General features: G+C 35.9%; 13 protein-coding genes, 1 tRNA gene and 2 pseudogenes. 14 read left to right on the top strand and 2 right to left on the bottom strand.

The window, feature by feature from the left end; genetic code table 11:
* From HX13_RS21220 to HX13_RS21245, 6 genes and pseudogenes are all read left to right on the top strand, one after another.
* Positions 1 to 395, top strand: a pseudogene (locus HX13_RS21220) (phosphoesterase); the annotation flags it as partial.
* Between the two features lie 7 nt (positions 396 to 402).
* The gene (locus HX13_RS25210; RefSeq protein ID WP_238555605.1) at positions 403 to 555 is read left to right on the top strand and encodes a hypothetical protein; all 153 of its coding nucleotides are present in this window, start codon (positions 403 to 405) and stop codon (positions 553 to 555) included.
* Positions 556 to 711: 156 nt separating this feature from the next.
* The gene (locus HX13_RS21230; RefSeq protein ID WP_050022710.1) at positions 712 to 1,197 is read left to right on the top strand and encodes a Coq4 family protein; all 486 of its coding nucleotides are present in this window, start codon (positions 712 to 714) and stop codon (positions 1,195 to 1,197) included.
* Between the two features lie 311 nt (positions 1,198 to 1,508).
* Positions 1,509 to 2,711: pseudogene (locus HX13_RS26190) on the top strand (DUF4153 domain-containing protein).
* A 5-nt stretch (positions 2,712 to 2,716) separates the two neighbouring features.
* Positions 2,717 to 3,256 (top strand): hypothetical protein, encoded by a 540-nt coding sequence (locus HX13_RS21240; RefSeq protein ID WP_050022700.1) that lies wholly within the window; start codon positions 2,717 to 2,719, stop codon positions 3,254 to 3,256.
* A gap of 59 nt (positions 3,257 to 3,315) precedes the next feature.
* Positions 3,316 to 3,828: a hypothetical protein gene (locus HX13_RS21245; RefSeq protein WP_050022701.1), complete on the top strand. Its 513-nt coding sequence runs from the start codon at positions 3,316 to 3,318 to the stop codon at positions 3,826 to 3,828.
* A 97-nt stretch (positions 3,829 to 3,925) separates the two neighbouring features.
* Here the strand turns inward: HX13_RS21245 and dtd are convergent, their stop codons facing one another.
* Both dtd and HX13_RS21255 read right to left on the bottom strand, forming a co-directional pair.
* A complete protein-coding gene (dtd, locus tag HX13_RS21250; protein ID WP_050022702.1) occupies positions 3,926 to 4,375 on the bottom strand; it encodes a D-aminoacyl-tRNA deacylase in 450 nt (149 codons plus the stop codon).
* Positions 4,375 to 4,791, bottom strand: coding sequence for a hypothetical protein (locus HX13_RS21255; protein WP_238555608.1), 417 nt, complete (start codon positions 4,789 to 4,791; stop codon positions 4,375 to 4,377). Before HX13_RS21255 ends, dtd begins: the two co-directional genes overlap by 1 nt.
* Positions 4,792 to 4,940: 149 nt before the next feature.
* Between HX13_RS21255 and greA the strand changes: the two genes are divergently transcribed.
* From greA to HX13_RS21290, 8 genes are all read left to right on the top strand, one after another.
* Positions 4,941 to 5,411 carry a transcription elongation factor GreA gene (greA, locus tag HX13_RS21260; protein ID WP_050022704.1) on the top strand — a complete coding sequence of 157 codons (471 nt, stop codon included), beginning with the start codon at positions 4,941 to 4,943 and terminating at the stop codon, positions 5,409 to 5,411.
* A gap of 53 nt (positions 5,412 to 5,464) precedes the next feature.
* A complete protein-coding gene (locus tag HX13_RS21265; protein ID WP_050022705.1) occupies positions 5,465 to 5,854 on the top strand; it encodes an HIT family protein in 390 nt (129 codons plus the stop codon).
* A gap of 65 nt (positions 5,855 to 5,919) precedes the next feature.
* Positions 5,920 to 7,107: an ATP-dependent Clp protease ATP-binding subunit ClpX gene (gene clpX / locus HX13_RS21270; protein WP_050022706.1), complete on the top strand. Its 1,188-nt coding sequence runs from the start codon at positions 5,920 to 5,922 to the stop codon at positions 7,105 to 7,107.
* 232 nt (positions 7,108 to 7,339) lie between these two features.
* Entirely contained in the window at positions 7,340 to 9,127 is a 1,788-nt protein-coding gene (locus tag HX13_RS21275) for a T9SS type A sorting domain-containing protein (RefSeq protein WP_128572555.1), read from the top strand.
* A gap of 51 nt (positions 9,128 to 9,178) precedes the next feature.
* A complete protein-coding gene (locus HX13_RS21280; protein ID WP_128572556.1) occupies positions 9,179 to 9,355 on the top strand; it encodes a signal peptidase in 177 nt (58 codons plus the stop codon).
* A 55-nt stretch (positions 9,356 to 9,410) separates the two neighbouring features.
* On the top strand, positions 9,411 to 9,827 hold the full coding sequence (locus tag HX13_RS25225) for a hypothetical protein (protein ID WP_238555609.1): 417 nt from the start codon (positions 9,411 to 9,413) through the stop codon (positions 9,825 to 9,827).
* The gene (locus HX13_RS25230) at positions 9,793 to 10,557 is read left to right on the top strand and encodes a peroxiredoxin family protein (protein WP_238555610.1); all 765 of its coding nucleotides are present in this window, start codon (positions 9,793 to 9,795) and stop codon (positions 10,555 to 10,557) included. The genes HX13_RS25225 and HX13_RS25230 overlap by 35 nt, the downstream gene beginning before the upstream one ends.
* A 192-nt stretch (positions 10,558 to 10,749) precedes the next feature.
* A tRNA-Met gene (locus HX13_RS21290) sits at positions 10,750 to 10,823 on the top strand.
* Positions 10,824 to 12,064 lie beyond the last annotated feature (1,241 nt).

A 12,064-nucleotide genomic window follows, 5' to 3' on the forward strand; every position in this document is an offset into this window, starting at 1 on the left:
CAATATTGAGAAATGATCAGCAGCATAGTCATGGCCTGAATTTTATAGGTTTTGATGATCTGTGGTCTCCCAATTTTCGACCCTCAAAAGTTATGAATCAATATGATTTATCAAAAGCGAATATTGTGCTCTGCCATAATCCGGATGCCTGTGACCGGAATATCTGGAACGGCTATCAGGGCTGGATTTTGAGTGGACATACGCATGGTGGACAATGCAGGGTCCCCGGAATTATCACTCCTGTATTACCTGTAAAAAATAAAAGGTACGTTTCAGGGGAAATTGATCTGGAAGATGGAAGGAGGTTGTACATCAATCGGGCACTCGGACATTCTTTTCAGCTCAGGTTTATGGTCCGTCCGGAAATTACTGTTTTTACTTTAACCCAAACTTAAATACACAATGAAAGATCAAAACATTTTAAACATTGGGAAAATGATATTCGGATTGTTTTTTTTAGCAGGAAATATCTGTCTTTTCGGTTATATGATCACCAAAGAATTCTGGTTTGCCGATTCAGGATTTATGCTCATTATTTACGGATCTGTTTTTTAATCTTGTCGCACTGGCAATACTATTAGCCTACGGGATCATTGAAAAAGCTAAACGCAGGGTCTGCTTCCGGTCTGCAGCAATGCTTTTGATCAATATACCATTTGCTGTTCTTTATACCATCATAGGATGGAATCTCATATTTTAACTGCATACATTATGAAAAAAATACGCGTTCGGTTCCTGCTTTTTGTGTATGAGAAAACCCAAAAGCTCTACAGGACATATTTTAAAAAGAAAAAAAGACAGTGGCAATTCACTGAAAAACAATTGCTGGAATTCAGGGAAGATTCTTTGGGAAGAAAACTTGGAGAGTTTTATAAAAAGCACGGTTTTTCAATGATTCCCAAAATGGAAAATCATGATGTGCATCATTTGATAACAGGTTGTGGGACCAATTTTGAGGACGAAATTGCCATGCAGTATCTGTTGCTGGGGAATGGCAAGATCAATGCTCATCTTTTAGCCGCCATACTATTGGGAACCTTACTATTACCAGAGTATATAAAAATTTATATGAAAGCTTATAGGAAGGGCCGGCATATGAGAGCCTTTCACGAATGGGATTTTGAAGGCTTGCTTTGGCAGGATTTCCAACATCTGAAAGACTTTATTCAGCAAAAGGAAACTGTTGTACTGCATTAGTACCCTCATATGGATAAAATAAAGCCCGTCTGGCCGGAAAAAGACTCCCTGCCTGTACTTCTTTGCTTGCCAGTATTCCCATTATCTTACTATATCTCACAATCCTAAAATTTTTGTTGACCTCAATTTTACAACAATGAAAACACATCATTATATATTAATCACTACAGTCTTGTTTGTTATTCTTTTTTATGAACAGGACCTTGGGCTGAACCTCGGGATTCTTGGAGTTTTATATACAGTTTTAACTTTTTTTTAAAACGAATGAAAAAAATAAGACCCTCACATTTAACATCCTCACGGCCACGAGTATTCTCTCAAGTTTTGCTTTTGCCTGGTATGGAGATTTTTCTTCCTTTATTGCATTGGTAAGTTCACTGCTTTTATTGGGATACAAATCAAGAAACAGGAAGATGAAGCCTCTTTTTCTTATCCCTGTTTTTGTAGTAAATGGCTTTACTTCAATTTGCAGAATTTTCAATTTCGATGCATGGCTGCCCAAAAAGAATGTTTCGGGATTATGGCAGAAAATACTGGCTTTTATACTGATTCCACTGGTGCTTTTATCCGTTTTTTGTGGGATATATGCTGCCGGTAGTGATCATTTTGCAGCATTTTTTACGGATTATGAACTTGATATCAATCTATGGCAGGTTTTCTGTCTTACCGTTTTAGGTTTTGTTATTGCTTTTAATTATTGGAATTATGCCGTTGAAAGATTAATCTATAAAACCCACCATGTATTGGATAATGATTTTCAGGAGAAAGATAGAATCCAAAAAGCAACTTATTCCTTCCTTGATCTGGATGCTGAAAGAATGAGCGGGATCATTTCTTTTTTATTGCTGAATATCCTGCTGGTTTTTTTTTATCATAACCTATAACTACGAGCAGTTCTATGAAACCTTAAAAAAACGCCGGCACAGCTCTCAGAAGAAACTCATGAGAGAGTAGGGGCCGTTATCATGTCTATCATCATGGCGATTTTGGTGATCATGTTCTATTTTAAATCAGGTTTTAATTTTGATCCAAAAGCAGGAACAATGAAAATATTGGCTAAAATCTGGATTTTCCTGAATGCCATTCTTGTATTGTCAGCAGGAGCGAAGAACTATGAGTACATCATAAATTATGGGATTACTTATAAGAGGCTGGGAGTTTTCGCTTTTCTGCTTTTATCTTTAACCGGGCTGGTCCTGACCTGTATTAAAATTCAAAAGAAAAAGAGAAATGCTTTCCTGTTTAACACCATGGCCTGGTATCTTTATGGAACAATTTTGGCTTGTAGTTATATCAACTGGGGTGGTTTTATCACTTCCCGGAATAGGGAACGTAAGGACTTTGTTATTACCTATCACTTCGATTCGGTGAATTTTAGTGAAAGCGCTTTACTGAAATATGCAAATGAAAAGAAGGATAGTCAGCTTAAGAAGAATGTCCTGAAAAAAATTAATAAAGAAAAATCCAGAACGTTCCTCTCGGGCATTCTTTATTATGAAACATTAAAAGATTAATTATTATGAAAAAAAGCTTGTTGTTAATTCCATTGATTATTATTTCCTGTAAAAAAGAAGCCAATGTACCGGATGTTGCGGGTAAGGACTCTACAGTGGTAACAGAAATGCCGGATTCTGTTCAAAAAACAGATTCTGCAGCATTGAAGAAAAGAGATTCAATTATTAACAATGCTCCTGCTACTAAAGAAGTTCTGCGTAAAGGAGTAATGAGAAGCGAAAAAGAAGGCCAGATTGTAAGAACAGCTGATGCTTCCCAGCTTCCGTTTACCTTAGGAGAAGAATTTACCAAAGATGATCAGGAATTGATTTTAAAACTTACCCATTATGATCATCCGAATATCAAAGCCAAAATTTCTACCAAAGATAAAGATTTCAATATCCGTTTTAATCAGATAAAACTTCCTAATGGTGATTATGACGGACCTTTCGGAAGAGAAATTACCTATGAAACTCCCGGAAAAGGAGAGGTATGGCTGATTATAGGAAAAAGTAATATGGCTTCAGGAAATACGAAAGGAAACTTTACGGTAAGTGTTGAATAGTTTATTCTCAATTTGGTATAATTTCTGCAAACCCTATTATAAATTAAAAATTTAATATTATGAAAAATATAGTTCTAACAGCAATGGCCGCTTCAGCTGTACTGGTAAGTTGCGGAACCGTACAGTCGCTGGTTCAGAATACATTTCCATACACTACCAATGTTTTAGTCTCTACCGGTGTGCCTGCTGACAAAGAAGTATCCTCTACAGCAACTGCTACCAATGTGCAAACCTGGTTTGGAGGAAATAACAATGCTATGATAAAAGATGTAAGGATTTCAGAAGCAAAAATTTCTGTAGCATCTCCTTCAGGAGGAAATCTTAGTGCATTCAAAACTATTAAGATTTACATTTCATCTTCTGGAACCGGTGAAAGGCTTATTGCCTCCCGTTCCAATATCTCTACCAATTCTTCCAGCCTGAACCTGGATTTGAATGATACAGGATTTCTGGATGAAATTGTAAAAAGCTCCGGACTTACGGTAAGAACGGTCTATGAGTTGAGAAATCAAACGAGTTCGGATATGAATATTAAAGTAGCTCTTAACTTCAATAGTGTTCCGGCGAAATAAGATTTTTAAAGAATAAATAAAACTCCTTTCAGCACGTCTGAAAGGAGTTGTTATTTATTATAATTTTGTGAATTTCTCCACGACTTATTTCCTGAAACTATATTTTTGTAATGGAGTCCATAACAATGGTGACAGGTCCGTCATTAGTCAGAGATACCTTCATGTCTGCTCCAAAGATTCCGCTTTCTGTTTTTAATCCAGACTTTGCCAGTTCTTCTTTAAAATAATCAAATAACGGAACAGCCTTATCAGGTTTTGCGGCCTTAATGAAAGAAGGGCGGTTTCCCTTCTTGTAATCAGCAATCAGGGTGAACTGGCTGATGCAGAGAATTTCCCCTGAAATATCCCTGATGGAAAGATTGAGTTTATCCTCTTCATCGCCAAAGATTCTCAAATTTAAAACTTTTTGAACCAGCCAGTCTGCATCTGCTTTATCATCATTTTCATCAATACCTGTAAGCAGTATTAATCCTTTTCCAATCTCTCCAACGATTTTTCCGTCTACTTTTACATTGGCTTGGGAAACCCTTTGTATAACAATCTTCATTAGTAATAAATATTTAAAACTTTAGTTGTAATATCATAATGATAAGGATAGGTTTTAGGAGGAAGTGAAGTTTTTGCTCCGGATTCCGGCTGCCCGGTTCTTAAAATCCATTTTGTATTATCCTTAGGACATAGGATGGCGATATTATCCTTCACTTCAAGAGTTGTATTGTTATCCGGGCACAGATGAGGTGCATTCCGGTCATATACTTTAAAAGAATCCCCGGCACGTACCACAATAAGGCCTCTTGTGCCAGACTGCTGTTCATTGATGTAAAGCCAGCCGTTATCATAGTTTAAAGCATTGTAAGCCGGTAGGTTCAAATTCAGCGTAACATTGATGGGATTATTGGGGAAACAGCTCACCGTGTCTTCCCTGCTTCCACACGAGTTAACGGATAAATTACTGAAAATCAATAAAATGAAAATAGATAATATCGAAAAAGTTTTTTTTCATTTCAATTTAAATTTTTATATATTTGTAAAAATTAAACGATTATAACACGAAAACATTGTCCGGCAAATGTCGGATTATTTTTTTATACTAAAACTAAATTTTGAAAATTATGGCAAGCTATGTAACCAAGGAGGGACTAGAGAAAATGAAAGCTGAGCTGGAACAGTTGGAAACTGTAGAGAGACCAAAAATTACTCAGCAGATCGCAGAAGCAAGAGACAAAGGAGATTTGTCTGAAAATGCAGAATATGATGCGGCTAAAGAGGCTCAGGGAATGCTTGAAATGAGAATTTCCAAGCTGAAAGACGTCATCTCAACTTCTAAAATTATAGACGAAAGCCAATTAGATACTTCAAAAGTTTCCATCTTAACGACAGTGAAACTTAAAAATAATGCGACTAAACAAGAGCAGGTATTTACATTGGTGCCGGATAACGAAAGCGACCTTAAATCAGGGAAGATTTCTGTAAATACTCCGATTGCAAAAGGTCTGTTAGGAAAGGCTGTGGGGGAAACCGCAGAAATTACTTTACCGAACGGAAACAAACTGTCTTTCGAAGTATTAGACATCAGCCTTTAATCTGATTCCGATTTTATTTCTAACTTCAATATCTAACGTTAACTTCTAATATAATGAGCACTATATTCACGAAAATCATCAATGGCGAAATTCCCTCATATAAAATTGCGGAAGATGAAAACTATATTGCATTCTTAGACGCAATGCCCCTGGTGAAAGGACATACCCTGGTAGTACCTAAAAAAGAAGTGGATTTGATTTTTGATCTTGAAAGTGAAGAATACAAAAACCTTTGGGGATTTGCCCAAAAGGTAGCCAAGAAGATCAAAACTGCAATTCCATGTGTAAGAGTAGGAGTGGCGGTAGTAGGGCTTGAAGTTCCTCATGCACACATCCATCTGATTCCTTTAAACAAGATGGAAGACATGAATTTTAGAAATGAAAGATTAAAATTAACGAACGAAGAATATACAGAGATTCAAAACTCAATTATTAATTCTTAAAAATATAAAATCGTAAAAAAGCAATTTTTTACGATTTTCTTTAACGTATACATTATATATATATTATGAATTCAAACCAATGTTCTTTCTGCGGTAGAAAAAGAAACGAAGTACAGATGCTGATTTCTGGGCAGAACGGTTTTATTTGTGAAAATTGTATAGAGCAGGCGCACACCATTGTGAAAGACAGTGTTGCTAAAACAGGATATGCCCCTGCTGATAGTATGGAAGAGCTTAAAAAGCCTAAAGAGATCAAAGAATTTCTTGATCAATATGTCATTGGACAAGATCAGGCTAAAAAACAGCTTTCGATTGCAGTATACAATCATTATAAAAGATTACTGCATGCCCAGGACGAAAACAGGGAAGTGGAACTTGAGAAATCAAACATTATCATGATCGGAGAAACCGGGACAGGGAAAACGTTATTGGCTAAAACCATTGCCAGAGAACTGAACGTCCCGTTCTGTATTGTGGATGCTACTATTTTAACTGAAGCAGGGTATGTAGGAGAAGATGTTGAAAGCATCCTTTCAAGACTATTGATGGTGGCAGACTATGACGTAGAGAAAGCAGAGAAAGGAATCGTCTTTATTGATGAGATTGATAAAATTGCAAGAAAATCAGATAACCCGAGTATTACAAGAGATGTCTCAGGGGAAGGAGTACAGCAGGGGCTGTTAAAGCTGTTGGAAGGAAGTATAGTGAATGTTCCCCCACAAGGAGGAAGAAAACATCCTGACCAGAAATATATTCAGGTGAATACCCAGAATATACTGTTTATTGCAGGAGGAGCTTTTGACGGGATTAAGGAAATTATTGAAAGAAGAATGAATAAACAAGCCATTGGATTCAGTTCTGAAAAAATCAATAAAACAGATGAAGATGAATATATATTAACAAATATTAATGCCATTGACCTTCGTTCTTTCGGACTTATTCCCGAACTTTTAGGAAGATTTCCAATCATCACTTACCTGGATAAACTCACAAAAGAGACACTGGTAAGGATTATGAAGGAACCTAAAAATTCAATTGTCAACCAATTTGTGGAACTTTTCAAAATGGATGGCACAAATTTGGTTATCACTGACGGAGCCATTGAAAAGATTGTAGAGGAAACCATAGAAAAAGGATTGGGTGCCAGAGGTCTAAGAGGAACTACAGAAAAAGTACTGGAAGACTATATGTTTTCAATAGGAGAAGAAAAAGAGATTATATTATCAGAAGATAATATTTTGATTAATAAGTAAAATATTTTTTTTTTATTAGAAAAAAATAATACCTTTGCGGGTGAAGATTGTATTAACACACAAATAATTTATACAATGAGAAAAAGTTTATTTGCTATAGGTCTTTTAGCAATTAGTTATTCTGTTCAGGCGCAGATACTATGTCATGTTGACACTGATGCTAGAATGTATGTGAGCGAAGGCACCCTAGTATAATAGTGGTGGAGGTGTACAAACCAAAGGAACTGGTCTTGTGGATGTACACGGAAACGTAATGGTTGTAGGAGCAACCGGAGACGCTTTCAGAACAATTGCCGACAACGGTCAACCAAAACTTGACGGCGGTAATATTATTCTGAGATTAAACACTCCGGCAAGTTTTGCAACCTCTACTTATGGCCAGTTGTACATTGATGGACTTTCCCAATCCAATATTACTGGTATTGTAACTAAGGAGTTTAGAACAACAAGTCAGGGTAGCGGAAATTATTTCCAACAGATAGCCTTGCCATTCTTTGGTAAAGCTTTAAGTTCACTATCTACAGAGCTTGGTAAAAACTTCGATACAGGAAGATACAGTAATCCTATTCTAAAGTGGAATAATACCAATGCTGTTTCCGATCATTTTACCAGTTTAGCAACTACTACCAGTGACGGTTCCGGATACTATATGTTGAAGGTATCCAATGACGACTGGAATCCTAGTGCACCAGCATCAGGAACTGTTTTTGCGGTAAACGGAGCACCTTACGCCCAATTTGCCAGTGCAACAACACTGCAAAACGGAGGAAATGTGGATTTCGGTACAAATGGTAACAACAACAATGCTTACAACGAAAAGTATAATACTTACCTAGACGATTCATTCGAATTTACAGCAAGTCCATGGGCCGGAACATTTGGTAAAAATTTCTATCAATTCGGAAATCCATTTCTTACCAACATCGATTTATCCAAAATCGGATATGATGAAGGTGGAGTATCTGACGGAAATGCAGTAACTAATATCTGGGGAGTAGAATACGACCCGGGTACCATTCACACACTTCCAAATGGTTCCACTTATGCTACAGGATCTAAAATTGTAACATATCAGCCTACTGGTAATGGAGTCGCTCCTGCCGGAGATGTTGATTTGGTGGTGATTAAACCAATGCAGTCGTTTAAGATGAAGCTGAGAGATAATACCAGCCAGACTTTGAATTTTAATACACTGAGAAGATTCAAGCAAACAGCAAGAGCAGCAGGAACTGATTACAGTGTAACAGCAGCCAGATCGGCTCAAAATACATCAAGAGGTAGCCTTAAACAGCTTGGAATTATAGGTCTTGATGCCAATGGAAACGAAATTGGCAGAACTTACTATGTAGTTTCTCCAACATCGGCTACAGGACATCAGGTATCTATAGCTACTACCATTCAGGCTTCTGCAGGTAAAAACCTATTTGGTACTTTTGAAGAAGACATCAATGGTGGATATGATAATAACAATACAAACTATTGGTTATATATCAACGAAGCTAACGAAAGTAACTTCCAGGGTAAGAACGTTAAACTGGTAAATTATTATCTGGATAAAGTTAAATCTTACAAATTTGAAGTTAGAGAAAATGCAGAATTGATTCCTGCAGGTGCTCACCAATTATCTTCAGGTATCGGTTTCTATTATAAAGCGGAAAACGGAACTTTAGTACAGGCAAAACAAGGAGATATTGTTCCTGCCAATACTACAGAAGCAGATTTATACTATGGAGCACCTAGCGAAATTACTTTGGCAAACAAAGAGAAAAAGGTAGCGCCTTCAAGAACACTAGTCGTATACGATCCATCAATTACAAATTATATTGTTAGATTCGATCCGAACTGGAAGAAAGCAGACATTGAAGTTTATGATATGAGCGGTAAACTGGTTATTTCTAAGAAAGCAGTTGATGCATCTAGGGATTTTGTAATCGAGCTTAATAACTCTGTTAAAAATTCATACGTTGTAAAAATTGTTTCCGATAAAGGAGAAACTGTTAACACTAAAATCTTAAAATAAACTATATGAAAACTATTAATAAACTAGTATCCGTTCTTTTTTCTTTTTGCAGTGCTGTTAGTACACGCTGCCCCGCCTATTCCGGGTGGAGGAGGTAATGGAGGTAATGGTACAGGAGCCCCGTCTTCACCAATAGATATGTATGTATATGTGCTTTCCGCTATTGCAATTACATTTATTGTAATGTTTACCAGAAAGTATAAAAAACCAAAAAGTATAAAATTTTAATTAAAATAACAGTAAACTCTCTGATTAATCAGAGAGTTTTTTTTATTTTTACTATATGAAAAAGATTTATACGTTATCTGCGGTTTTAGCCGCATTTATAATGCAGGCACAATTCAAGGTTACAATCCAGACTCCTGCAGATTTTAAAGATCAGGATGCTATTCTATATACATTAAACGGCTCAAGAGATATTATTGTTACCCAGGAAAAAGGGAAAAATAATGTATGGACTTTTAAATATCCAAGCCACTATATGGGTATGATGAAAGTATATTTTCCTGGCACCAATAATACTATAAATTTCATCTCTGAAAATAAGGATATCAATATAAAGCTGGATATCCAAAATAATAAAATAAAAGATGTTGTATACCTTGATGAAGCGAATGAATTGATGAGTAAGCAACAGGAGGGTTCTCAAAAAAAAAGAACTTATATTGCCTGCTCTGACACAAATCAAAGAATACTATAAAGACAATACCGATTTCGGTAAAGCATTAAAAACGGAGATCGACAGGCTTTCAGGAAAGTCTGCAGTTATTGATGCAGCAAGTCATCCATTCATATCCTATTACAATACCAATTACAGTAAGTTCCTGTCCAATACGGCAGATCCTTCTAAAAAGGTAAATCAGGATGAAATTATCAACTTTATAGACAAGTCTAATGATATGCTTGAAAGTTCTTCATTGCTAAGACCTTTGTTGGTAGCCTATCTTAATTCGGGAGGAAATACGAATGTAACAGGTTCAGTGGATAAACTGTTAGACCGTTTAAAAGTTGAGACACCAAGAGGACAGACTGTTTTATCGGAGCTTATTGATATCTTTGATGCTTATCAGATGGATGAGTTTAAAAATAAATACCTCTCACTTGCTAAAAATCTTAAGTGTACTATCACGGACAGGCTTGCTTCTACATTAAAATCCAATGCTAATGTTGAAATGGGTGCTGCATTTCCTAATTATAAATTTCAATCACCTGTCAATACCACAGCAAAATCGCTCTATGATGTGAAAGCGGACAGGAAAGTTATTGTTTTCTGGTCATCTACTTGTTCTCATTGTGAGAGTGAACTTCCAAAGCTTCTGGATAAATACAATGAATTAAAGGGAAAAAATATTCAGGTTATTGCTTTGTCTTTGGATGTAGACAAAAATTCATATACTAAAAAAAATTGCTGCATTCCCTTGGATCAATGACTCAGAATTGAGAGGATGGAACAGTAGTTATGTAGATACCTACAATGTTCATGCAACTCCGACATATTTTATTTTAGATGCTAACAACAAGATAATCAATAAACCAGAGCATGTTGGCGATGTTTTAGAATATTTTAAAGTAAAATAAATTTGGTGGTAGCAAATTTTTTCCTATATTTGCACCACGAAAAAGGCGAGGTAGCTCAGTTGGTTAGAGCGCAGGATTCATAACCCTGAGGTCACGGGTTCAATTCCCGTCTTCGCTACAGGTAAACCGCAATTCATTAATTTAAATGATTGCGGTTTTTTCTTTATTATTAAGTTGTTGTTGTTGTTGTTTGCATGTCAGGAACAAAAGGGGGCAAGCGAAAAATCTGGGAGCTAGGCAAAAGTTTAGCCACCCTAAATAGAAAAAACGACTTATCTTTTTACCCCTTTGAGCTGCATTCTGAAATTTTTGATCTAACATTAAAGATTAACAAAGACATTACATTGGCTTTTTTTTGTTATAAGTTCTCTATAATAATTCATGATTGTTATTCTTGAGGAAGAAAAATGATTCAAATGCTGTTTCTGTTCATCACATTTTCTTTCTATTTTACGCACCATTGTTATAATGTTTATAAGACAATTTATATTTCTTTTTTATAAAATTCTAGCCTACTGAACAATTGAGTGGACCTTAGCCGCTAACATATAGCTCGTTTAGCTTTCCTCCCCGAACCAACTCTCCACATTCCTCTGTGTCAATCCGTGTAATCTGTGGTGAAATAAAATAGCAATGCCTTTTTTCATTACGATATCAATATGTTTTGGCTAAAGCCGGTGGAATTTTATGGTTTTTATTGATCCCGGGCTAAAGCCCGGGCCTATGAATAGGTATATTTATAATATTCTCAAAGCTTAAAAACAATGATTAATTTACCATCCAGCCGTCATTGATAAAAAAAATTACTCCAACTTTTAATTTTCCAATTGCCCCCTTTAAACATTTGTTTATAATTTTTATCGCTAATTGCCAGCCTTTTAGCTTAAAATAAGAATGGAAAATGAATTTTATGTTAACTAGACTTGTTTTGCGTTGTATAAAGTTGTTATCTTTGCCCCACTGAAAAACGAGAGAGTCAGTCAAGCGCAGAAGAGCTTTTAGGTAAGCAAGAACATTATAATACTTCAAAAAGAGACGGACGAAAAAAAACTTAAAAACTTTTTGCAAAAAGAGTTGTGGTTTTAAAAAGAGTTTGTATCTTTGCAGTCCGAATAAATCGGAGCGCAGGAGTAGGGGTGATTGAGGTTTTGAGAAGAATTAAGGTTACTTAAAAAACTTTAAAATTTTCTTTAGGAACATTTGGTCATTACAAAATAAAGTTTTACTTTTGCACTCGCAAATACGGAGCGGATATAGACAGAAAGATTGCTTCGTTAAAAAGCGGAAGATATAAAGATCATTGACATACAATATAACAACCAAGTAAGGAAAAACTAAAGCGTTAAAAACTTTGAGTGA

Origin of the sequence: Chryseobacterium sp. P1-3 (assembly GCF_000738495.1) — a bacterium.
Lineage (GTDB): Bacteria > Bacteroidota > Bacteroidia > Flavobacteriales > Weeksellaceae > Chryseobacterium > Chryseobacterium gallinarum.